This is a genomic window from Acuticoccus mangrovi, from assembly GCF_016411865.1.
In the GTDB taxonomy this organism is placed as follows: Bacteria; Pseudomonadota; Alphaproteobacteria; order Rhizobiales; family Amorphaceae; genus Acuticoccus; species Acuticoccus mangrovi.
The window spans coordinates 1-21,425 of sequence record NZ_JAEKJA010000009.1 but is presented as its reverse complement, the minus strand read 5'-3'; the positions used below and the strand labels follow the sequence as shown (position 1 = coordinate 21,425).

At 68.8% G+C, this 21,425-nt stretch carries 24 protein-coding genes; 1 reads left to right on the top strand and 23 read right to left on the bottom strand.

The window, feature by feature from the left end; genetic code table 11:
* Nucleotides 1-100 precede the first annotated feature (100 nt).
* From JCR33_RS11930 to JCR33_RS11830, 22 genes are all read right to left on the bottom strand, one after another.
* The gene (locus JCR33_RS11930; protein ID WP_198882312.1) at nt 101-787 is read right to left on the bottom strand and encodes a DUF2793 domain-containing protein; all 687 of its coding nucleotides are present in this window, start codon (nt 785-787) and stop codon (nt 101-103) included.
* A 9-nt stretch (nt 788-796) separates the two neighbouring features.
* Nucleotides 797-2,365, bottom strand: a complete 1,569-nt coding sequence (locus tag JCR33_RS11925; protein ID WP_198882311.1) for a phage tail protein — start codon at nt 2,363-2,365, stop codon at nt 797-799.
* Nucleotides 2,347-4,533: a baseplate multidomain protein megatron gene (locus JCR33_RS11920; RefSeq protein WP_198882310.1), complete on the bottom strand. Its 2,187-nt coding sequence runs from the start codon at nt 4,531-4,533 to the stop codon at nt 2,347-2,349. Before JCR33_RS11920 ends, JCR33_RS11925 begins: the two co-directional genes overlap by 19 nt.
* Entirely contained in the window at nt 4,533-4,964 is a 432-nt protein-coding gene (locus tag JCR33_RS11915; protein ID WP_332461172.1) for an NlpC/P60 family protein, read from the bottom strand. Before JCR33_RS11915 ends, JCR33_RS11920 begins: the two co-directional genes overlap by 1 nt.
* 55 nt (nt 4,965-5,019) lie before the next feature.
* Nucleotides 5,020-5,910, bottom strand: coding sequence for a DUF2163 domain-containing protein (locus JCR33_RS11910; protein ID WP_198882308.1), 891 nt, complete (start codon nt 5,908-5,910; stop codon nt 5,020-5,022).
* Nucleotides 5,907-6,032 (bottom strand): hypothetical protein, encoded by a 126-nt coding sequence (locus JCR33_RS25320; protein WP_269751182.1) that lies wholly within the window; start codon nt 6,030-6,032, stop codon nt 5,907-5,909. Before JCR33_RS25320 ends, JCR33_RS11910 begins: the two co-directional genes overlap by 4 nt.
* A complete protein-coding gene (locus JCR33_RS11905; RefSeq protein WP_198882307.1) occupies nt 6,029-6,652 on the bottom strand; it encodes a DUF2460 domain-containing protein in 624 nt (207 codons plus the stop codon). Before JCR33_RS11905 ends, JCR33_RS25320 begins: the two co-directional genes overlap by 4 nt.
* A complete protein-coding gene (locus JCR33_RS11900) occupies nt 6,652-8,754 on the bottom strand; it encodes a phage tail length tape measure family protein (protein WP_198882306.1) in 2,103 nt (700 codons plus the stop codon). The genes JCR33_RS11905 and JCR33_RS11900 overlap by 1 nt, the downstream gene beginning before the upstream one ends.
* Nucleotides 8,755-8,901: 147 nt before the next feature.
* On the bottom strand, nt 8,902-9,276 hold the full coding sequence (locus tag JCR33_RS11895) for a hypothetical protein (protein ID WP_198882305.1): 375 nt from the start codon (nt 9,274-9,276) through the stop codon (nt 8,902-8,904).
* Between the two features lie 70 nt (nt 9,277-9,346).
* Nucleotides 9,347-9,739 carry a phage tail tube protein gene (locus JCR33_RS11890; protein ID WP_198882304.1) on the bottom strand — a complete coding sequence of 131 codons (393 nt, stop codon included), beginning with the start codon at nt 9,737-9,739 and terminating at the stop codon, nt 9,347-9,349.
* Nucleotides 9,740-9,886 carry a hypothetical protein gene (locus JCR33_RS11885; protein WP_198882303.1) on the bottom strand — a complete coding sequence of 49 codons (147 nt, stop codon included), beginning with the start codon at nt 9,884-9,886 and terminating at the stop codon, nt 9,740-9,742.
* Nucleotides 9,883-10,311 (bottom strand): hypothetical protein, encoded by a 429-nt coding sequence (locus tag JCR33_RS11880; RefSeq protein WP_198882302.1) that lies wholly within the window; start codon nt 10,309-10,311, stop codon nt 9,883-9,885. The genes JCR33_RS11885 and JCR33_RS11880 overlap by 4 nt, the downstream gene beginning before the upstream one ends.
* 2 nt (nt 10,312-10,313) lie before the next feature.
* The gene (locus JCR33_RS11875) at nt 10,314-10,577 is read right to left on the bottom strand and encodes a hypothetical protein (protein WP_198882301.1); all 264 of its coding nucleotides are present in this window, start codon (nt 10,575-10,577) and stop codon (nt 10,314-10,316) included.
* Nucleotides 10,574-10,882, bottom strand: a complete 309-nt coding sequence (locus tag JCR33_RS11870; protein WP_198882300.1) for a head-tail joining protein — start codon at nt 10,880-10,882, stop codon at nt 10,574-10,576. Before JCR33_RS11870 ends, JCR33_RS11875 begins: the two co-directional genes overlap by 4 nt.
* Entirely contained in the window at nt 10,872-11,234 is a 363-nt protein-coding gene (locus tag JCR33_RS11865; protein WP_198882299.1) for a hypothetical protein, read from the bottom strand. The genes JCR33_RS11870 and JCR33_RS11865 overlap by 11 nt, the downstream gene beginning before the upstream one ends.
* A gap of 163 nt (nt 11,235-11,397) precedes the next feature.
* The gene (locus JCR33_RS11860; RefSeq protein ID WP_198882298.1) at nt 11,398-12,336 is read right to left on the bottom strand and encodes a Mu-like prophage major head subunit gpT family protein; all 939 of its coding nucleotides are present in this window, start codon (nt 12,334-12,336) and stop codon (nt 11,398-11,400) included.
* A 117-nt stretch (nt 12,337-12,453) separates the two neighbouring features.
* The gene (locus JCR33_RS11855) at nt 12,454-12,873 is read right to left on the bottom strand and encodes a capsid cement protein (RefSeq protein ID WP_198882297.1); all 420 of its coding nucleotides are present in this window, start codon (nt 12,871-12,873) and stop codon (nt 12,454-12,456) included.
* A gap of 30 nt (nt 12,874-12,903) precedes the next feature.
* Entirely contained in the window at nt 12,904-14,208 is a 1,305-nt protein-coding gene (locus JCR33_RS11850; RefSeq protein ID WP_198882296.1) for a S49 family peptidase, read from the bottom strand.
* Nucleotides 14,205-14,426, bottom strand: a complete 222-nt coding sequence (locus JCR33_RS11845) for a hypothetical protein (RefSeq protein WP_198882295.1) — start codon at nt 14,424-14,426, stop codon at nt 14,205-14,207. The genes JCR33_RS11850 and JCR33_RS11845 overlap by 4 nt, the downstream gene beginning before the upstream one ends.
* On the bottom strand, nt 14,423-16,051 hold the full coding sequence (locus JCR33_RS11840; protein WP_198882294.1) for a phage portal protein: 1,629 nt from the start codon (nt 16,049-16,051) through the stop codon (nt 14,423-14,425). The genes JCR33_RS11845 and JCR33_RS11840 overlap by 4 nt, the downstream gene beginning before the upstream one ends.
* Nucleotides 16,048-16,269: a DUF6148 family protein gene (locus tag JCR33_RS11835; RefSeq protein ID WP_211110252.1), complete on the bottom strand. Its 222-nt coding sequence runs from the start codon at nt 16,267-16,269 to the stop codon at nt 16,048-16,050. Before JCR33_RS11835 ends, JCR33_RS11840 begins: the two co-directional genes overlap by 4 nt.
* Nucleotides 16,270-16,520: 251 nt before the next feature.
* A complete protein-coding gene (locus JCR33_RS11830) occupies nt 16,521-17,390 on the bottom strand; it encodes a hypothetical protein (RefSeq protein WP_198882292.1) in 870 nt (289 codons plus the stop codon).
* Nucleotides 17,391-17,502: 112 nt separating this feature from the next.
* Between JCR33_RS11830 and JCR33_RS11825 the strand changes: the two genes are divergently transcribed.
* On the top strand, nt 17,503-18,960 hold the full coding sequence (locus JCR33_RS11825) for a RelA/SpoT domain-containing protein (protein ID WP_198882291.1): 1,458 nt from the start codon (nt 17,503-17,505) through the stop codon (nt 18,958-18,960).
* Nucleotides 18,961-19,474: 514 nt separating this feature from the next.
* Here the strand turns inward: JCR33_RS11825 and JCR33_RS11820 are convergent.
* Nucleotides 19,475-21,425: phage terminase large subunit family protein (locus JCR33_RS11820; RefSeq protein WP_332461171.1), on the bottom strand; the 1,951-nt coding region annotated here is incomplete at its 5' end.

Below are 21,425 nucleotides of genomic sequence, written 5' to 3'. Positions count from 1 at the left end.
TCCTTGGGAGCAGCCTAAAGTTCGCGACCCGCGAATGGCCGCTTCGGGGCAGCATGGCCCACCGCTCCAGCTACTGGCAAAAAGCTGACGGCCACGGCACTCACTCGGCCGGCACTTGCATCAAACAGTAATGTAATGCCAACTTCACCGTCCCTCCGGTGAAACTACCGCTTGTCGGCGTCAACCGCACCTTCGCGTTGGAATAATTGCCGTACGGACCGACTGGCCCCGCGTTCGTGCTCCCGACGCCCGTGCCGAGCGACCCGCCGAACTTGCTCGGCTCGCCGGAAACCCCGACCCCGAACGACGGCACCCCGGTTACGGCCTCCGTCACGCGCATGGAGACGCCGAACACCACCGACCCCGCCGGGAATGCCGTCGTCGTCTCCACGTAGGCGCCGGACAGGCTCGACAGCGTCTCTTGCGCGACCGTCACCCCGGTGAAGCCGGCAAGCGCGGGCGCGATCCACTCGGACCCCGACCACACCACGAACGCGGCCTCGTCGACGACGTAGGCGAGATGGCCGGCCTTCGGCATGTAGAACATCCACGCCCCGGCCTGCCGGGCGGCGACCTTCCCCGCCTGCCCGCTCCACGCCCCGGTCGCGCCGGTGGGGACGATGTAGCGGACGCCTTCACCCGGCGAGCCGGGAGGCGCGGTTAGGTTGCGGTCGGCGAGGGTGAGATGCACCAGCGCGTCGAGCGCCTGGAGCACCTCGTTGACGGGGACGTGCTTCTGCGCCTGGTCGGCTTCGAGGTACGGGAGCGCGAGGTTTGCGGACGGCATGACAGATCCTCAGAACGTGACCGTGAGGGTGCGCGTCGCGCCCCTGCCGACGGTGGTGGAGAGTTGCGCGACGCGCGCGGTGATCGCGGTCGGCAGGCCGCCGAAGTCGGCGGTCTGCTGCGCCGCGGTGTAGGTGACGGTCGGCGCGGTCGCGGTGAACATGCGCACCGTGCCGCCGTCCAGGATGCGCACCTCGTAGCGCTCGGACGCCTCGCCGAGCGGAACGTCGTCCTCGTCGGGCCAGATGTCGCCGCCGACGCGGGTCCGCCTCACCCACGACAGGACGACGTCGCCGCTCGCCTCGCGCACCATCCGAAGGTGCGCCGGCGCGAACGGCTTCAGGCCCTCGCCGCGGCAGGTGATGGCCTCGGTCGCGTAGGAGCCGTCGTTGATCGGCTTGGTCGCCGGGCCGGCGCGCCAGTTGATCGCGCGGCCAATGTCGGAGGCGTCGAAGCGGGCCGGCTGGACGATCCCGCCGCCGTCGAGCCGGACGATGCGGGCGCCGGACGCGACATTGCCCCGGATGCGGTGGTCGGTACCGCGCTGGCCCCGCAGCAGCATGGAGAAGTCGTAGACGCCGGAGGACGGCCCCGGCACCGCGTCGCGCGCCTGGAAGACCTCCCACACGTTGCTTCCGGCGCCGTCCACCTCGAGGGCGAAGGTGTTCGCGCCTTCAAACAGCTCGAGGTCCGTCACGGACGCGAGGGTGCCGGAGTAGAGCGCGACGCGCACCGTCACACGGTGCCAGCGACCTGCCGGACCGGCGGCGAGGTCCTCGCGCGTCTCGCCGATCGACGCCCGCGCCCCGATCACCTGGTCCAGCGTCCACCCGTCGGTGGTCGGGGAGCGGTAGACGGCGGCACCGCCCCACGGCTGGCCGTGCGCCGCGAGCATAGGCTTGCCGGCGTCGGACGCGCCGACCTGCGGCAGGTCCATCACCTCGAGAAACGCGTTCGGCGCCGAGCGCCCGCCGCTGCGCCGCCGGGCCGGACGCGAGGCCGCCTCGGTGACGCGGAAGGGCGCAGCGGCGAAGCCCGTCGCCTCGGCCTCGCGGCCGGTGCCGTCGGTGAGGCGGGTGAGGCGCACACAGCGCACCACGCTCGCCGCCTCGAGCTCCACGACGTCGCCTGGCTCAAGCCCAAGCGAGGCGCGCGGCAGCGCGAAGCTCATTACGTCGCGGGCGGCCCACAGGTCGGCGAGCCAGGCGTCGACGATCGCCTGCGCCCGCGCCTGGTCGATCACCACGGGGAGCGTCGCGTCGGCGGTCTGCTCCGACGTCGTCGCGAGGCGCTCGGCCTGGACGACGGCCGAGGAGTAGGCGCCCTCGGCGTCGAGATAGTTGAGCCGGGCGACGCGCGGGAGCTCGGTCTCCTGCGCCCGCTTGCGCTTCACCGCCGCCTTCGTCCCGCTCGCGACGAGCCGGGCCGGGTCCAGCGTCGCGCGGAGCGGCGCCGCGCGGCGGGTGACGGCGCGCACCTCGGCGCCGCGCGCGACGAGGTCGAACAGGAAGGCGAGCGACAGGGGTTGCACCGCCTCGCGCAGCGTGGTCGCGGCCTCGATCACGAAGCCGTCGCACATGCCGTAGGCGTCGTCGAAGGTGCCCGCGCAGCCGTAGGCCGCGGCGAGGTGCGCGAGGAGGTCCGGGACGTAGACGCCGCCGGCGCGGGCGGACAGCCAGTGCCCACGGCGCCAGTTCGGCGCGTCGCCCCACGACGCCGAGTCGAGCGGGAACGTCGGGTGCGGGCGCGCGTCCCACGTCCACACGTGGCAGTTCGCGGCCAGATTGGCTTGGACTTCGGAGCCCACGCCGTCGCCGAGCGGCGCACCCCATCCCACCGCGGGTGATGGTCGTTCGACCACCAGCCGCGCATGTCTTTCTGACGCCACACCCACGGCTCGTTGTGCACGCCGTCGGTGATTGGCGTGCGCAGCTGCGCCGCGCGGTCGGCCGGGCTCGCATAGTACCAGTCGAAGTTCTCGCCGCCTTCGACGTTGCCCTTGAGATAGGCGAGGTCGTACGTCGTCGCCGCGCCGCCGGCGGGGTCGTAGTCGAGATGATCCTCGCCCTCGCGCCAGTCGGCGAGAGGGAGGTAGTTGTCGATCCCGATGAAGTCGACAGCGTCGGACGCCCACAGCGGGTCGAGATGGAAGTAGATGTCGCCGGTCCCGTCGGCCGGCCGATAGCTGTGATACTCGCTCCAGTCCGCCGCGTAGGAGACGAGCGTGCCGGTCCCGAGCATGCCCTTCACGTCAGCGGCGAGGTCCACCAGCCCATCCACGAACGGGAACGTGCTCGTCGCCGAGCGCGACGTGGTGAGGCCGATCATCTCCGACCCGACGGTGAAGGCGTCGACCCCGCCCGCTGCCCGCGCCAGCGCCGCCATGTGGAGCACGAACCGGCGGTAGCGCCACTCGGCCGGGCCGCTGTAGGCGACGCCGTCGCCGTCCGCCGCGAAGTCGCCGGGCGCGGCCGTGCCGAGGAACGCCGCGACCTGCGACTCGGCGGCGGCCGTCTTGTCGACCGTCCCCGCCCGGCCCGGTGCCGGCGAGACGGTGATGCGCCCGCGCCAGGGATAGGCCGACTGGCCGTTGCCCGATGCGTGGTCGCTGTAGGGGTCCGGCAGCGTGTTGTCCGCCGGGACGTCCATCATCATGAACGGGTACAGGACGACGCGATAGCCGTGGTCCTTGAGCTCGCGGATGCAGCGGACCACCGACGCGTCCGACGGCGAGCCGCCGTAGGCGACGATCGTCCCGTCGAGCGTCGTGACGAGCTCGGCCGTGTCGCGGGTGAGGCCCGCCGCGCTCCAGTCCTCCGGCGCCGTCCGCTTCTCGCGGTTCTCCACCTTCGGCCGGACCGTGCACGACCCGGCGCGTAGGTCGTCGCCGAACCACGCCACCACCAGGAGGACCGTCTCCACGTTCGGCAGCGTGAAGGCGAGGTGGTCCAGCGCCACCATGAGGTCCGACTTCTCGACCGGGAGGTGACGGTTCTCCACGGCGGTCGACGTCACCCGCCCTTCGCTGTCCCCGTAGGACTGCTCGACGATGCCGGGCTCGTAGCCCCATTCGGTCGCGCCGGGGATCAGCGTCACGCCGCGCACCGTGTCGGCGAGCGCGCCGGGCACCGTGCGCATCACCTCGAACGACAGTTGCGGGATGCGGTTGCCGAACGTCTCAAGCGGCAGCCGCTCGAACACGGCGTAGGAAGTGCCGCGATAGGCCGGCGCTCCGTCCGCGCCCTCCACCGCCGTGATGAGCGAGTCGGGTGCCTGGTGCTCTCCGCCGAGATGGAAGCGCACGACGACGTCGGTGAGGTCGAGCTCCTTGCCGTCCGCCCACACGCGGTTGACGTAGGCGATTGGTCCTTCGCAGATCCCGACGGCGAAGTTGGCGAAGTAGGTGTAGGTCGTGGACGTCGAGGACGGCGCGCCGCCGATCCCCTTGCCGCCGCCCGTCGTCTCCGTCGTCGTCACCTCTTCGAAGTCGGTGCCCCAGAAGATCGTGCCGCCGAGGCGCACGGTGCCGTAGGCGCGGGCGATCGGTGAGCCTTCGGACGAGCCGGTGAGGTGCAGCGAGTTGAGCCGCGGCCCTTCGACGTGCTGGCCGTCGCGGCCGCCGCCGAATAGCATGGAGTCGACGAGGCGCCCTGCGACGGCGGCGCCGGCATTGACGGGGAGCGCGCCGAAGCCGGTGGAGCCGGCCGTGAGCGCGCCCGCGACCGACGTGAGGACGAGCGTCGCCATCAGGCCGCCTCGCCTTCTGTGGGGGCCCTCGTCGGCCACGCGAACGCCGCGACGATGCGCTTGGCGACGAAGGAGTCGACCGACGCCTCCACCACCCCGTGCGGCTCGAATGCGTGGATGAAGGTGTTGCCCGCGAAGATCCCGGCGTGCTTGGCGAGGCCGGCCGCGCGCCAGCGCAGCACGACGACGTCGCCCGGCTCCGGCGTGCCCGTCGGGCGGGCGACGAGATGCGCGCCGGCCGCGGCGAGCACGCCCTCGTTGCCCGTGGCGTCGCCCCAATCGCGCGAATAGGCCGGCATCGGCGTCGCCGGCGCGTAGCCGAGGTCGCGCCACACGCCGCGGATCAGCCCGACGCAATCGCAGGCGACGCCGCGCGCGCTCGCCTGGTGGTGGTACGGCGTGCCGATCCACCGGCGCGCGGCGGCGAGCACCTCGCCGGGTGTTGGCGGCGTGCAATATCGATGATCTCGATATTGCGGGGGCGCCTCAGAACTGACCATAGCGCGAGGTCCCCGTGTTCTCGGCTTCCGAGTCCGGGTAGAGGACGGCATAGCCGTCGCCGGGCATGTGCGGGAAGCCGCGGAAGTTGATGCCGTTGGCGAACTTCGTCCGGCACGTCTCGAACCGCTTGTCGCACCCGGCGGTGACGGCGAAGGTGTCGCCGACTGCGATCGGATGGACCGGCGACTCCTGGAGGACGACCGTCGCCGTCGCGCCGGCGCTGAACGCCACCACCTTGAAGCCGCGCCCGGTCGCCGCCCCGGAGGTGAAGGTGAGGAGGCCGCGCGCGAACCACGCGCCCGCGAAGCCGGACAGCCCGCTCGCCTCGAAGACCATGCCGGACGCGCCGGAAACGGTGCCCGTGCCACGGTTCGCAGACGCCGAGAGATCGACGCCGCACCGCGCATCGCCGAGTGTCGCATCGCATGTCGCGCCGTACACCCGCCCTCGCTTCTGTTGCCAGCGGTGCGCGAGGCCGCGCACCTCGGCGGAGAAAGCGTTGTCGGCGCGCTCCACTTCGCCGAGGCTGCCCGACGTCATGAGGACGCGTTGGCCGACGTCCTGCCAGTTGACGAGCCAGATCTTGATATCCGCGTCGTCCCACTTGCCGGCGATAATGTCCGCCTCGGTCAGCGCGTCGGCCTGGAGCGCCCCGTCGGCCGTAAGGTTGCCGACCGCGAGGCCGAGCTCGGCCGTGAGCGCCGAGCCCGTGAAGCCGGTCTCGGCGCGATACGTCGTGCCGTCGAACGCGAGGTCGCGGTCGTGATCGGTAAAGCCGAGAACAGCGCCGTCCTGCGCGACGACGCGCCAACACCAGGCGAGCGTGGTCGTCCCGGTGTCGAGATGCGCTTGCATCCCGGTCGGAAGGGTCCTCATGGGCGGCGCTCCAGCGGCAGGACGGCGGCAAGAAGGATCGCCGGCAGGCCGGCACGGCCGGCGATGAGGTCGGGCACGATCGCGGCGACGGCAATGATGCAGACGGCCGACGGGCGGATCACGGCCGCACCTCGAGGAGGGTAATGTCGGGGACGCTGCCCAGCGTGTCGTGGAGGACGTCGGCCCCGATGTCGTCGGCCTCGAACCGCACCTCGCAATCGAACTCGTAGCCTGCCCGGACCGCGACGCCGTTCGCCGGCGCCATCGTGAAGGTGATGACGCCGGTGGTGAGGTCGACCGACCATCCCGACGCCTGCGCCACGCCGGCGAGCGCGACGAGCACCGTGCCCGAAACCGGCTTGGTGATGGTGCGCACGAACGGCGACACGCTGCCGTAACGCTTGACCAACTGGAACGTCGTCGTCGACCCGTCGCCGGTCCCGATCGCGACGTCCGTCGCGGCAGGCGTCGCGGTGGGGGCGCACGACTTGCGGTCCGCCCAATCGCGGAACCGGAAAGTGTGCAGCGGGCCGAGTCTGTCCTCATAGAACGCGATGAGGTCGGCGAGCGCGTCGTGATCGCGGACGCCATAGCCGATCTGAAAGCGGCGGCGGCTCGCGGCCCATCGCGCGTTGCGCTCCTCGCTGCCACCGGCGAGCTCTGTGACCTCGGTACGGCGCTGCACCGTGCGGCGGTAGCCGGCTAGGATATGCGGCGGGAGGAGGACGTCGTGGAACGCCATCAGAGGCTCCGTCGCCCGCGCGCCACCGCCCGCGACAGGTCGGCGGTGATCTGCGCCTCGTTGCGCTTGAACGAGCCCGCGTCGCTGACGCCGTGGAAGTGGACGTGGAGCACGCCGGACTCGGCCGCCTGCCCCGGCGTGCGCACGTCGACCCGCTCGCCCGGCGTCGCGCGGAAGGCGACCACTTGGCTATCGATGCCGCCGGCGCCGCCGACGGTGAACGAGCCACCCGACGCAAACGCAGGCTTCGGCTTCGGGATCGGCGCCGCACCGCTGCCGCCACCCATCAGGTTGCCGAGGCCGAGCGAGCCGAGGAGGCCGCTGAACAGGCCGCCGCCGGAGGTGCCGGACGGCGCGAAGGCGCTGTTGAGGGCGCTTCCGATCGCGTCCTCGAGCGGCTTGAGGGCCTGGTCCATGATCCGGTCGGCCATCCGGTTGAACACGCTCACTATGCGCTCGGCGAAGGTCTGCGCGCTGGAGATGTCGAACAGTTCCGACAGCGCCCCGGACGTCACTCGGCTAAAATCGAGCCAGGACTCCTTGACCTTGTCGGTGGCGTCCTTCGATAGCTTCGGCAGCTTGTCCTTGAGGTCTTCGAAGTCCTTGAGCGCGGCGGCCTTCGCCCCGCCGGTCGCGCCGGCGCTGCCCTTCGCGAGTTCGTCGTAACGGCTTGTGACGTTCGCGGCGGTTGCCGCCGCCGCCTCGGTCGCTGCGGCCGCCATGCGCTGGAACGAGGCGGTGATCTGCTTTTCGGTCGCGCCGCCGGCGCCGGTCGCGGACTCCTGCATCAGCCAGAACGCTTCGTCCACGCGGCCGGTGAACTGGTCGCGGACGTGGATAACATCCGGCCCGGACAGAACGTCGGATGCCGCATCGCCGATGGTCGAGAGCACCTGCCACCGCCACTCGCGAAGCTGTTGCAGATAGCCCCACAGCATCTTGACGTTGTCCGCGAGGACGTTTCCGACGCGCTGGCGAAGCCAGCGGTCGAGAGCGCCGGCGATCATGGCGCCGATGCGATCGACTTCCGCGGCAACGGCCTCGAGCGCCTTCGGCATGTCCGTCGCGAACAGCACGACCGCGTCACGCACTGCACCGAGAACCGCGTCCACGTCCTCCTTGAAGGCGACGTAGGCGGCGACGAGGCCCGCGATGGCGGCGATGGCGATCGTCACGGGTCCGCCGATGATGCCGATGGCCGTCACCAGAAGCGCCAGCGCGCCGAGGAGCGGGACGACGATGGCGTACATCGCGGTGAAGACGACGACGGCGCGTTGCACCGCCGGGTCCATGTTGGTGAGGTACGTCACCATGTCCTGGAGCGCCGGAGCCATCGGCTTGAGCGTGTCGTTCAGAATGCCACCGACCCCCTCGCCGAAGTCGCCCCACGCGTTTTGAAGCTGCGTCAGCCAGCCTGTTCCCGCCTCGGCAGCCGCGATGGCCGAGCCGGCGAACTGCGTCGCGAGCTCGCCGAGGATGAGCCCTTGCGCCTCGGCCATCTTGCCGGCTTCGACGAGCGCCTTGATCTGGAGCTTCTGCGCCTCGGTGAACTGGACGCCGGCCTCGCCGAGGGCTGACACGCCGGCGATCGGATCGTTCAGCGCCTTGCCGACTTGGATGGCCGCCGACTGGAGGTCCGTGCGGAGCGCCTGCGCATAGTCGAGCACGGTCGCGGTCGCGCGGTCGAACACCTCTCCGTGGATCTTGGTGAAGGTCAGAAGCGGCGCAACGACGCGCTGGAGGATCTGCTCGTCGCCGAACAGCGTCTTCCCTTGCAGTGCCGAGGCCATCGCCTGGAGCTGTTCCGACGTCCGGCCGGCGACGCCGCCGGTGGACTTGATCGCGGCTTCGACCTGCGCCACCGCCTTCGCCTGCCCGTCGAAGAGTTCGAGCCAGCCGCCCATGGCCTGGAACGGCGTTTTGAGCCCCTCGAGCGAGAGGCCGAAGTCCTTGAGGACTTCGACCGCCCGCCTCCCGCGCTCGCGGAAGCGGTCCCACATCTGCGTCAAGCCGCCGAGGTTCTGCTTGACGCGGGCGAACGCCGGACTGGAGTTGTCCTTCGCCTGGATCAGGAACCGTAGCGGGCGGATCTCGGCGGCCATCCTACTTGCCCCCTGCCTGTTTCCGGGAGAGCCGGCACCACGCCAGCCAGCACACGAACTCCGCCGTCGTCATCCCGAGGACCACGGACAGCGGTTGCCCCCACCGATCCGCGAGCGCGAACATCGCTTGCGCTTGCGGATCGGCGATCAGTTTCCCTCGGCAGCGTCCACCGCGTCGGCGAGCGACTTCGCGCCGTCGGTGTCGAGATCGTCGAGCGCCTTGCCGAGCCGGTTGACGATCGCCGGGTGAACCCCGTTGCGGATCGCCGGGAGGTCGGACTCCTTGAACAGCGCCGCGCCGGTGTCGGCGTTGGTGGTCGCGCGGATGATGCATTTGATCGTCGCGTCGACGCCGGTCTTGTCGCCCTCGTGGAGCTTCATGACGGTGCGCTTCTCAGCGATGGTGAGCGGGCGCACGAGCGCGCGAAGGGTCGGCTCGCCGGCCGGGGTCCACTCGGGAATCTCAACGATGGTCCCGGTGGTCGCCTTGTAGTGCGCGAGCGCGATGTCGAGGATGGACATAGGAAGGTGCCTGTCTGCAGTGAGAGCGAGAGAGCCGCCGGCCGCACCGGCGCGAGGACGCCGCGAGGAGTTAAGAGACGGTGCCCTTCACTAGAGCGCCCGTAACGGTGAGCGAGAGGTTCGCCGTCACCAGGCCGTCGACCGCGCCGGCGGTGCTGCACCCGGTCACGATCGCGTCGCCGGAGAATTCCGGTTCGCCGGAGGTGGAGCCGGTCGGCTGTACCGCGAGGTCGATGGTCGCGCCGACGGTGAACCCGCCCTGGACGGTGTCGGCGTCGTCGTAGAAGCACTCGATTTCGGCCGTCCACGAATTGAACGTGGCGACGTTGGTGCGCCAGTTGCCCGACCCCATCGTGGTCGCGTCCGTCGTCTCGCCTGTCTCGTTGATCGTCCACGACCGGACTTCGCCGACCGCGCCGGTGCTGTTCTTGACGACACCAGACTTGCCCACATGGACCGCCATTCATTCCTCCTCGAATTGGGGATGCTCCACCGGAACTCCGGCGGCTTCGGCCGCCGCGATGCCCGCGCGCACTCCCGGTGAGGTGCCGCGGTTGGTGTAGACGGCCGTCGCCCGGGCGACGGTCCTACGCAGCGTCGGGACGGTCACGCCGCAACCGTCGGCGCGCCTTCCGGCGTGCGGTAGCGCACAGCGAACGACAGCTGCGCGATGCCGTTGCGCACTTCGCCGTCCTCACCGAGCGCCTTGCGCGTACCTGTGTGCTCCACGTCGAGAGCCACGCTGCCGAGGGTCCCGCCGGCCATCACCGCCGCTTCGACCTCGGCCGCGATCGCGTCGAGCGCATCCTCCACGTCGTCGCCGGACTTGGCGAACGCGGTGACGGTGACGCCCACCGTGCGCATGACGATCCCCATCGTGTGGCGCGCCACGGACTCGTCCATCGTCGACACGCGAAGTGCCGGCAGCTTGCCGACGGCGTGCGGCGACACGCGGAACACGTTGGCGCCGGTGGTCGGCAACCCCGTTACGCGCGTCTCAACAGCCTCGCGGATCGTCTGGCGAACGTGCGGCATCGTCAGCGCGGCCCGTCGAGCGAGATGCCGAGGCCGAGCATCGCCGGCGGCTCCTCGCCGAGGAGCGCCGTCATGATCGCTTCGTTGCGGGCGGAGAGCATCGCGCGCTCGTCGCGAAGGCGCTGCACCGTGGCGAGGGCGCGGTCGGCGAACTCGCGCTCGCCGTCGGCGAGCCTCGTCACCACAGCGTCGATTACGGTCGTGGTCTGGTCGGCGAGCGCGAGCATCTCGTCGCCGAGGTCGGAATAGATCGTGCGGGTGGTCATGGTGTCACCTTCTCGAGGGTGATTCGCGTCACGCCGGTCCCGTCCGGCCGCGGCTCGCGCACGACGTAGAAGTTGCCGCCGAACGCGACCGCGTCCCCGGCGGCGGCACCGGCCGGCAGGTCAACGTCTGCGACGGTGATCTCGGCGACCTTGGTCGCGAGCGGTCCATAGTCGTCGGCCGCGCCGTCCACGAAGTGCGTGTCGGGGATGCCGCGAATCTCAAGCGGCGCGCCGCCGTCTGGCGTGTACGTCACGGCGACGGAGAACATCCCCGTCGTCATCAAGCGGGCATTCTCAGCGAGCATCGGTGCCGCTCCGACCGCGGCGTGCCGGATCGACGAACGGCGCCGGCTGCGCGAAAGGCATGGCGGGATCGAGTGCCGTTGGGGTCGCCGGGTGGCAGAAGCTCGCGACGCCGCGCCGCTTGATGGCATCGGCCGCCTCGCGCGCCTCGCTCTTGAGCGCGGCGACGCGGCGCGCCCGTGCGGCCTCGCCGAGGCGACGTGCGAACCCCGTCGCGACGGCTTCCCACCGCGCGGCGTCGTCGCGCGCCGCGCGTACCCGGCCTGCCGCAAAGCCGAGTGCAACAGCTGCGCCCGCGCCCGCTCCGATCGTCGCCGCCGTGGCGACCGTGAGCATCAACCAAAGTTCGTTCATCCGTTCCTCCTTCGGTTCGGACCATCGGGAAAGGGCGCCGGGCGCCCCTTGCCGATGGTCCCCGGCGGTGCAGCGGCCGCCGGAGACCCGCGGCGCGGGTAGCTGAAGATCGAAGCCACCGCGCCGCGAGGCACCGGCGGCGAGGCCGCCGGTGCGAACGCCGTTACGAGAAGGTCGTGAGCGCCGCGTGCTGCCAGCGGCCGTAGCCGGTCGCGCCGGTCCACTCGGCGGTGTAGCGGCACCGCTTGTTCACCTTGCAGTATTCGGAGCTCGGCCCGAGCGGGACGATGTCGAGCGGGATCTCCTCCTGGATAATGAGCGGCTTGAGCGCGCCGTCCGTCCGGAAGGAGTAGAACTTCGTCGCCGAGGTGAGACGCGGGTTCACCACCAGGTTGAAGGTGAACCCCTCCATGTTGGCGACGAGGTTCGTCACCGCCTGCCCGCCGTTCAGGATGACGGGCATCCCGAGCGCCTTCTTGGCGGTGCCCATCAGCTTGACGGGCACCATCAGGTCGAACACCTGAGCGCCCTCGTTCAGCGGCTCGCCCTGGTCGTCCTTGAGGCCCATCATCGCTTCCACGGACGCCAGCGCGGCGTCCGCGAACTCGGCCACGGTCGGCGCGGTCGACACCATGTCGAAGGCGAGGTCGTTGGACTGCGACCCCGACGCACCTTCGCTGTGGTCGGTGTCGAAGTAGGACTGGCCGTCGTAAATGGCCGTCGCCTCACCGGCGACGAGGAGCGCGGTCAGCAGCTTCGCCGGATAGGCGAGCGCGCGGGTGCCGAGCTCGGCGACGCGCTTGTCGATCTGCCCCGTCTTGTCGCGCTCCATGTCGCGAAGCCGCACCTCGAGGCTCGCCTCGTGGTCGGTGTTGCGGATCGTAAAGGCATTCTCGGTGAGGGTCTTGGCCTCGGCCTGATTGCCAGCCCGCTCCTTCATCTGCGGCACCTCGCCGAGAAAGGCGTAGCGCTCCACCTCCTGGTCGGACTCAAACCGGTCGGCGACGCGGGACACCCACGCCATCGGCCCGTCCTCGAGCGAGTGAAAGAACATGCCGCGCACCGCGCGGTCGGTGATGTATTCCTTGGACTGCGCCACCATGGCGGGTGCCTTTCAGTTGCTCGAGCGATTGGCGAAGAGGGCTTGGCGGAGCGCCCGTTACGGCGTCAGACGCCCCGCCTCGGGGCCGCGAATGGGACGGCGCGCCCCGGATGAGGATCAGCGCAGCGCGACCGCGTCCGCGTCGAAGTGGACGATGCAGTCGGTGGAGGCGTCCCAACGCGCCACCACTCCGATGAGGGAGTTGGACCCCGCCGTCAGCGTGAAGGTGTTGTCGTCGGCCGCGTAGACCTTCGAGCCATCGTTCGCGGTGATCGCGCTGGCGCCGGCGACCGTCAGGCGGATGAGGCCCTTCCGGCGGACGGTGACGCGCTTGTCGCCGGCGGCGCCGGTCGCGTTGTCGACCTTGGCGACGGCGAAGCCCTGGAACGGATCGCCTGCGACCAGCGGGCGCGAATAGCCGGCGGCGTTCTCCCCGACCGCGGCGCCCTCATAGATGATGTCCGACGCGATCACGGGGAACTCGGTCTCGTCGCCGGCGACGAAGTTGCGGGGCTCGTTGGCCGCCAAGGTTGCCATGGAGGAACTCCTCGAGGGTTGGCGCCGGGATCAACGGGCGCGGGTTTCGGCCTTGCGGAAGGCGACGTAGCGGGCGCGGGTGGCGAACTCGGCCTTGAGCGCCGCGCTGGCGTCGTACTCGGCGCCCCACGCGTCCGGCGTGTCGGCCGCGGCCGGCGCCGGCGCGTCGGCGGACGGGAACACAGGGGTGACGTCCGCCTCGGCGTCGGCCGCTGCGATGGCGGCGAGTCGCTGGCCGCGCCCCTCTCGCTCGGCGGAGAGGAACGCCTCGAACGCCTGCTCGCGCGTGTGGCCGGCGGCGATGGACGCGACGGCGAGGTCAGCGCGGGCGCCGGCGGCGGCGAGGATGGCCTCGCACCGCGCACGCTCGGCGGCGGCGGCCCCCGCCACGATGTCCGGAGTGGCGGCAGTCACGGCCTCGGCGAGGCGGTCGTTGAGCTCGGCCTCGGTGAGGGAGGCGAACGCAGTGGTTTCCGTTGCCACGGGGATCTCCGTCGTTGCGTTGGGGATGATGGCGGCCGCCGGCATTTCGCCGGCCTCGTCCTCGGCGGGGTCGGCGGGCGGCACTGCGGCGAGGTCGAACCCGCCCACACGGTCGATCATCCCCCGCTCGAGCGCGGCGGCCGCCGGGAAGACCCGGCCCTGCCCGAACCGCTCGAGCACCGCCGCCGGCTTCGTGTCGCGGTAGACCGCCAGCGCGTTGACGAAGCGCTCGCCGGCGTCGTCAACGATTGCCTGGAGCTCGGCGCGGCCTTCGTCGCTGTCCGGGTCCAGCCGCTTCGCCGGCGACTGCTTGGCGACCACCTCCACAACCCGCGCGCCCATCTTCTCGAGGAGTGGCTCGAGGTTGACGTAGTGGATGACGGCGCCGACCGACCCGACGATCGACCCTTGCGTCGCCGCGATCGGCGAGGCGGCGGCGGCGATCCAGTAGGCGGCCGAGCACGCCGAGCCGCGCACCTGCGCCGAGACGGGCTTGATGGCCGATACGGCGGCGATGAGCTCGGCGCAGTCGGCGCAGCCCTCCACCATCCCGCCGGGGGAATCGATGTCGAGGACGATGCGCTTCACGCGCGGATCGGCGACCGCGAGCGCGAGGTCGGCCGCGATCTCCTCATAGCTCCAGAAGAACACCGACCGCTTGTTAAGGATCGCGCCCCACACCGGGACGACCGCGACCTCGCGGACTAGCGAGGCAAAGGTCATCACCGACGACGACAGGCGCTCGCCGACCGCCATGACAGTCCGGCGCTCGGCCCGCGCTTCGACGCGGGCGCGCACCGAATGCGAGGCCGACGGCTCGAGCCGGTCGGCGGCGAGCGCCCACGCGCTCACGAACGCACCACCGACAGGCGGGAGCGCGGTTCACTGGTCGCCGGCGGCGTGGTCGGCACCAGCGGCTTCACAAGGAGTGAGCCACCGGGGATGCCCTCGCGCATCGCAAGCTCGGCCGCGACCTCGCCGAGGGTGCGGTCGGCCGCGAACAGATAGGCGCTGTCGCCCTCGCACGGCTCGACCACGAAAAGGGATGCCGTCGGCGGTTGCGTCGTCATTCGTCCTCTCCTCTTTTTCGGCCGGGCGCCGGCGCCTTCGCGCGCGCCTCGCCGTCGTCGTCGCTTTCGGGGTCGCCCGCAGGCGCCCGCGCAGTGGCGGCGGCAACGGGCGCCTCGAGGCCCGCGGCGATCCGCATCGCGACCTCGCGCACCCGCTGCTCGTGCTTGCTTTCGAAGGTGCCGCCCGTGCGCTCGGCGATGACCTGGTCGAGCGTCTTCACGCCAAGCGCGACGTCGGCAGCGTCGGCCGCCGCCTCCTTCTGCGGGTCCAGCGACATGCGCGAGGGGCCGATCCACTCGGCCGCGCACCACGCGGCCCGCGTCGCCTCGTCGTCGAAGAACCCAGGCGCGGCGAGGTCGCAACGCGCGACGGCCTCGGCGAGCCACCACTCGTAGACCGGCTGGCATAGGTGACGGGTCAGCCAGTCGCGCCGCTCGCGGAACATCTGCCAAGCCATCTCGAGCGCCGCGCGGCTCGCGCTGTAGGACGCTTCGAAGTGCTTGATGAGGAGCTCGAACGGGAGCTCCAGCGCCACGCCGATCTCGCGCAGGATTGCCCGCTCGAACTGCTCGAACGCGGTGTTCGGGCGCCCGGGCGCCTTCATGTCGACCGTCTCGCCGGGCCGAAGCCCGACGACGCGGCCGTTCTCGAGCGTGTAGCCGGACGTGTCGACGCCGGCCGCAAAGCCGGCCCCGTCGGGCGAGCCGAGCACGGCGCCGGCGCTGTCGGGGTCGCCCTGCGTCGTGACGAACGCGACGATCATCGCCGAGTTGACCGCGGCCATGAGCTCGGCATCAGTGAACCGGCCGAGTTGCTTCAGCGCCTCGAGGACCGGCGACAGGAACGGGACGCCGCGGATCTGGCCGGGGCGCGTCGCCTCGAACAGGTGCAGCACCAGGGGCGCCCCGTCGCGCCCGACGCGGGGGACGAAGCGCCAGCGCGCGACCGCGCCGCGGACATCGTCGCCAGGGTGCCGATCGGTGACGTAGTACCCTTCGGGCCGGCCGCGAATGTCGAGCTGGACGCCCGCGCGGACGCGGTCGGTGTCCGTGCGCTTCGCCGGGTTGCGCACGTGGTCCGCCTCGAGGACCTGGAGGCGCAGCCCGAACGACGCGGACGGATCGAACCGGCGCAGCACGAACACGTCACCGGACTCGAGCACCGCGCGGAAGGCGAGACCCTGGAGGCCAGCGAAGGTCTCGCGGCCGTAGAAGTCGGCGGTCTTGGCCCACCGGCGGAAGCGGCGCGCGGCCTCGCGGTTCCACGCCTGCGCCTCCTCCGGCGACAGGCCGAGCACCTCGGCGTCTACCGTCGGCTTCGCCACCAGGCCGAGGCCGACGACGTTGGTCTTGACGGTGCGGATGGCGCCGCCGGCGATCATGTCGTTGCGGATGGTGTCGCGGGACCGGGCGCGCAGCGTCGGAAGGTCGGGGTGGGTGTCGGCGGTCGGCGAGCCGCCGTCGGGAAGCCACGTGCGGGTCGCGTCGCGGTCCCGCCGGGCGCCCTTGTGGCCGCCGCGCATCGCGGCGGCGGTGCGGGCCACGTGCCGGTTGGCGATCCGGCGGGCGCCGGCGCCGGGGGCGATGAAGGCGATGGCGCGGTCCACCGCGTCGGTGATGTTCACGCTGGGTAGACCCGCGACGGGCCACGCCGCGGCGACAGCCGCTCAACCTCGGCGCGCCAGTACGCGATGTCCTTCAGGATCGAGTCGACGCTCGCCGGCGTGGACGCGCGCGAGCCTGTCCCGGTGGAGATGGAGTAACTACCCTGGCGCGCGAGCGTCAGCGCGGCGACCGCCGCGTCGAGCTGGTCCTTCGCCTGGAGAAGGGTAATCGCCACCATTTCCGCCCCACTAGTCGAGTGGGACAATAGCGCATCAGCGAACCAAAAGTGTCATTAATGACACTTTCTTCCGAGTTTTCCACTACAAGCAAGGCGGCAGCTAACCTCGCGGCTCAGGCCAGAAGGACTGCACCGCGAGGAAAAATGGGCGCCATCCTTGGCACCCTTCGCGGAGGGCACCGCGCTACCCTGGCATCAATGCCTGCTGGATGGCTATGCTTCGTGGTCGCGAGCAAGACGTCCTGTCCTGATCAGCGCCGTGCGAAATAGAGCGTCTCGCCCTCGCGCTGGACTGCGCGGACCAGGCCGAGGTCGGAGAGGATGTCGAGCACCTCGCTCACGCGGTTGCGGCGCTTTTCGGTGAGGCGGCCTTTGAACGCGCGGGCGATCGCCTCGTGAGGCATGGCGTCGGGCGCGGCGGTGAGGAGATCGCGCACGGCAGCGAACTGGTCGCGGGCATCGTCGGGCCAGTGGCGGGCTTCGGAGGCGGTGGCGAGGGCCATCTCGACCTCGATCTGTTCACCCTGCGGTTTCTTCACTTTATGGCCAAGCTTGGGGATCTGGTAGTCGGGCCGCAGCCAGCGGACGAAGCCGCGCGCTTCCTCCTTGGCGCGCTCGGCGTTGAGTGCGACGAGGCGGGAGAGCATTTCCTCCTCGGCGGCCTCCTGAGCCTCGTCCTTGTGGGTGGACGGGGTGGTGCCGCCGGGCTTGCCGACGAGGGCATCGGCGAGGTCCTCCCAGCCGTACGCGGCGAGAGTGGCGCGGTCGATGTCATCATGCAGTTCGGCGAGCAGCGCGATCTGGGCGCGGGCGTGGTCCTCCCGCTCGGCCTCGGTGAGCGGTTTGCCGCCGGCGAGTGCCTCGCGGCGGCGCTCCAGGCGGTTGTAGAGGCCGGTCATGGTAAGGTCGTCGTGCGTGGCGAGGCGCTCCTTGCGGAACGCGTTGAGCCGTTCGCCGAGGTCGCCGAGGCGCTCCTTCAGGGCGCGCGTGTGCGGCTCCGGGTCGGCGTCGGTGAGGAGGCCTGGGAATGGGAAGGGGTCAAAGGTGTGAAAACTTCCAGCTCCACGCCCGGGATCGTCGTGCGGATCGGCGACTCGTGGTGTCCACGAATGGGGTCGCACCGCACATAGACGTTGACATTGGACTTACCTTTTCGATCTATTCCGCATTTGTTATGCGGCAGACATAATCTGTAAAGTCTCGTTGCGCCCGGGGGGGGGGGGGGACACTGCCTTGAAACGAGTTTACGCGAAGGAACTGGAAAAAGTAGAGTTATATCTTAGCAGAAGCTCCCGCAGAGAGCTGTATACTGAATTCCAATCAACGGTTACGTCCGAGCTTCAGAGAGCCTTCGAGACGCCTCGACTTCATGATTTGGTAATCGAAGTCTTCTCAAGAGCCGAAAAAGACCCAAGGAATCCAATTAAAACAGACCGGAAAATAGCTTTAAAATTGTACAAATGGAATAAATCTTCGACCGTAAATCCACCCGCAACACCCGAGCAAGTTCACGATATCGCTGGCGTTACTATAGTATGCAACTACCCGTCTGATACAGACGAGATCTGCAATTATCTTAAAGAGGAATTCTCGAGTAGCCGATTCAGAATAGACAGAATCAGTTTTAGGGATCCACTAACAAATAAAGGATACCGCGCCTTCCACATAGTCGCTGTAGGTCTGGGTAAATTCCACAAAATTCCCTGCGAAATACAAATTAAGACTCTTCTTGCGATGAGCTGGGGAACGAAAACTCATGACCTTACGTATAAGCCTGCAGCAGAAATCGATCGACGCCTCAGTTTATACATGGAGAAGCTGACGTTTGTAGCTCAAATACTTGACGAGCAGAGCGAAATTTTGAAGAGCTTAATATCTGACGCTTGGGAGCTAGACGCCGCCCGGCGCCACGTTGCTAGCACAGAGCTAGTAATGGGTATCAAAAGATCAAGCGATCAAGATGCGATTGATATATTATCATATGTACAAAATAATAAAGAGAGACTATCTGTAGTCTCTCTATCTGACGATCTTACAATGGAACTGTTTCAAAGATTCGACCTATACGTTGACGCTAAGGGCCTTTCTCGAGATTTGTGTCGGGTTGCAGCTGTCTATGCCCTGCTTAGACCATCTGGAGACCGAACTGACTGGGCTATAGAACTGATAGACGATTGGATAGATTCAATCCATAGCTCAGATGAACGTAATAACTCTATAGTATTTCGCTCTTTGGTATGCATGGCTCTATCCGAATATGAGGAAGCACTGTCTACGGGGCGGGAAGTTCTTAAGATAGCTGCAGAGAGTCCTTCCGCATCATCCGTAAAAGCGAAGGCTAATCTCGCGTATTTTTTGTCGGAGGCTTATTTCCATCGAGCATTCGATGAATCCTCCGGTGGAGGCGAGATAATTACCGAGGCCACCGAAGAGTGCGCGCAGGAAGCGCTGGATATCATCCATGATCTAATTGCTAACAGCGGGGGCACCGACTGGAACAGCCAAGTAGAAGATACGATCGGAGCCGTTTTAATTTCGTGCTCTCAGGAGGAGTCTGGTGTGAGGGACGGATTAGACCGTTGCCGGCGAGCGCTTAATCAGGTGAGCAATGGAGAAGGTCTCAGCCTAGCGAAAGCATTTTACTCTTTACATGAGAAAAGAGCTTTCCGTCGGCTGCTGAAGTTTGGATAACTTCAAACGTAAAATGCCGGGGAGATCTCCCCGGCATTTTGCGTATCACCAGCCCTCTGGATAACGGGACATGAATCAGCTCCAGGTTAGGGCCTTGAAGGGTGGAGCCCCAAGGCCGTCGTGTCGCAATCTAAGCGGTCCCCATGCCCTTTCGCAAGGGGTGACACGTACCCTCTGAGACTCATATCAGGGATACGTGCCATAAACGCTTATGGCACGCATTTGTTTCCGAACCCTTGCTTTCCGGTGATCGAGCGGCACAGTCAGTAGCTGACAGTCGGAGAGGCAGTTCGCTGCCAAGCGATCGTAGCGTGATTCCGGCGGGGCAGTTCTCAAGGATGCGGCGTCGGTATCCTCGCTCGGCCCGTTCCGTAACTCCCGTTCTCGAACTCGTGCTAACGGACTGTGGGGTTAAGGCTGGCGCGTCCGCCTTGGTCGGCCGGGCTCCCGATTTATTGAACCGCACGAGATGACGGTCGTCAGCGAAGCGCTACGGACTTCTCTCCAAGCTCTGCTACCACATTTTCATCCTCCGCCGCTCGCTCATCGCGGCGGGATGGCGCCCACTGGAATACGGTCGACCAATCACCGGCGGTTGCTCCGCGATCGGCCCCATCAGGTCCTCAAGGTCACCCTGAGCCGCCGCCGGTACGCCGCACCGCTCAGCCTCGAGCCGGTCCCACTCCCGCTCGTCGGCGGTGTGGACGTTGCACTTGATCGCCGCCACCTCGGCCTGGTTCATCGTGTCGAGCATCTCGTTCGCCTGGTGCTCGGCCTTCACCCACTGATAGCGCGCGAACCCGTCCTTCCCGATCTTCTTTTGCCGCCGCTCGGCGGTGAGCTGCTGGAAGTACGCCGCGTCCAGCCCGGCGGGGAACAGCGCCGCGCCGCGCTCGGCGGGGTCAGCTTTCTCGAGGTTGCGGTAGAGCCGGAGCTTCAGGTTGTCCGCGGCGAAGTGGTAGAACCGCGCCGAGTAGCGCCGGAGCTTGCCGTCGGGCCGCCGCTCGCGTTTCACCCGCGCGATGAGCGGCGCGTTCGGCCCCGGCACGCCGCGCACCATGATGACCTTCGACGCCGGGTGCCGCTGCGCCCACTGCCAAACGTCCTCGGTGTAGGCGTTGCCGTCGATCGCGGCGAGGTCGATCGCAAGGCGCCCGCCTGCCTCGGTGCGCCATTCCGAGCGCACCACGGCGTCGAGCCGCGGCCAGGTGTCCGGCTCCGAGATATGCCCAGACACCACGCCGACTTCGACCACCGCGCGCCGCGCGTGCCGGTCCCACGCGACCACCTGCCACTCCACGCGGTCGCCCTGGACGTCCATGCCGATCGTCAGGACCGCGAACCCGGCCGGCACCACGCCGCGCTTGTGCCCCGCCTCGGCACGCTTCTGGAGCGTCTCCCACGGCGGCGCCTCGCCGAGCGCCTCATACGGCAGCCCGGCGACGTCGTTGAGGAAGACTTGCTCGGCCCCCGCGTCGCCGCGCGAGGCGAGCCAAGCGCGCGCGATCCGCGCCCAGGACTGGAGCGGCGAGTAGGCGCTCCACAGGTGAAATGAGCGATGATGGCTCGCCGCCGCGGGGTTCGACGCAACCCACCGCCCACGCCGCACCGTCTCGGCGCGTTGGTGCTCGCGGATCGGCTGGCCGCAGTCCGGGCAATGGAAGTGCGCCTCCTCCGGGCTCGCGCCCGCCTCGAGACTCGCGACGAAGTTGCCGAGCTCGAGCGCGTGATAGTGCCCGCAATCGGGGTCCGGGCACGGCACGTGAAACGCCTCCTGCGTCCCATCGCGGAAGTTGCGCATGATCCGCGATCCCGGCTCGAGGAGCGGCGTCGACACCTTGAAGATCTTCGCGAACTCGCGCGCCGCCGAGCGCGTGTCGGCCTGCCGCTCCGGGTCGCCCGCGGTCGGGTGGTTCTCCCATTTGTCCAGGTCGTCCTGGCACTGCCGCGGCATGGAGACCTGGGACAGCGAGGCCGGCGAGTTGGCGCCGGAGATGAGGAGCGAGGCGCGTCGGTCGACGCGCCGCTTCATCAGGACCGCGTCGCCGCCGTCGCGCGAGCGCCGCGGGAAGGCGCGGTCGAGCTGCGGGATCGCCCGCATCATCGGCTCGAGCTTGAGCTTCGACCACCGCTGCGCGTTGTCGGTCGTCGGGTGGACGTAGAGGACGTCGGCCGCGTCGAGATCCAGCGCCGACAGGGTGAAGACGTTGGCGAGCACCGTGCCGCCGATCTGCGCCGACTTCGCGAGCGTCACGATGCGGCAGGGATCGGACGGCCCCAGCGCGCGCAGGATCTCGGTGAAGTACGGGAACAGGTTCGGGTTGTACGGCCCGTGGAACTCCGACTCCTGCGGCGAGAACACGACGTTGCGCTCCGCCCATGCCTCGAGGTCTATCGGCGGCGGCGGGGCGACGACGGCCGCGGCTGGAGTGCTCCCCGTTTCACCGGACATGCCGGCTATTGAA

Coding starts and splice junctions, on each gene's coding strand:
- JCR33_RS11855 (WP_198882297.1), bottom strand. CDS start 12,873: ATGGCAACCTTGGCGGCCAACGAGCCCCGCAACTTCGTCGCCGGCGAC.
- JCR33_RS11890 (WP_198882304.1), bottom strand. CDS start 9,739: ATGGCGGTCCATGTGGGCAAGTCTGGTGTCGTCAAGAACAGCACCGGC.
- JCR33_RS11910 (WP_198882308.1), bottom strand. CDS start 5,910: ATGAGGACCCTTCCGACCGGGATGCAAGCGCATCTCGACACCGGGACG.
- JCR33_RS11845 (WP_198882295.1), bottom strand. CDS start 14,426: ATGACGACGCAACCGCCGACGGCATCCCTTTTCGTGGTCGAGCCGTGC.
- JCR33_RS11870 (WP_198882300.1), bottom strand. CDS start 10,882: ATGCTCGCTGAGAATGCCCGCTTGATGACGACGGGGATGTTCTCCGTC.
- JCR33_RS11905 (WP_198882307.1), bottom strand. CDS start 6,652: ATGGCGTTCCACGACGTCCTCCTCCCGCCGCATATCCTAGCCGGCTAC.
- JCR33_RS11835 (WP_211110252.1), bottom strand. CDS start 16,269: ATGGTGGCGATTACCCTTCTCCAGGCGAAGGACCAGCTCGACGCGGCG.
- JCR33_RS11875 (WP_198882301.1), bottom strand. CDS start 10,577: ATGACCACCCGCACGATCTATTCCGACCTCGGCGACGAGATGCTCGCG.
- JCR33_RS11895 (WP_198882305.1), bottom strand. CDS start 9,276: ATGTCCATCCTCGACATCGCGCTCGCGCACTACAAGGCGACCACCGGG.
- JCR33_RS11930 (WP_198882312.1), bottom strand. CDS start 787: ATGCCGTCCGCAAACCTCGCGCTCCCGTACCTCGAAGCCGACCAGGCG.
- JCR33_RS11925 (WP_198882311.1), bottom strand. CDS start 2,365: ATGTGCGACGGCTTCGTGATCGAGGCCGCGACCACGCTGCGCGAGGCG.
- JCR33_RS11860 (WP_198882298.1), bottom strand. CDS start 12,336: ATGGTGGCGCAGTCCAAGGAATACATCACCGACCGCGCGGTGCGCGGC.
- JCR33_RS11900 (WP_198882306.1), bottom strand. CDS start 8,754: ATGGCCGCCGAGATCCGCCCGCTACGGTTCCTGATCCAGGCGAAGGAC.
- JCR33_RS11865 (WP_198882299.1), bottom strand. CDS start 11,234: ATGAACGAACTTTGGTTGATGCTCACGGTCGCCACGGCGGCGACGATC.
- JCR33_RS11920 (WP_198882310.1), bottom strand. CDS start 4,533: ATGGCGACGCTCGTCCTCACGTCGGTCGCGGGCGCGCTCACGGCCGGC.
- JCR33_RS11880 (WP_198882302.1), bottom strand. CDS start 10,311: ATGCCGCACGTTCGCCAGACGATCCGCGAGGCTGTTGAGACGCGCGTA.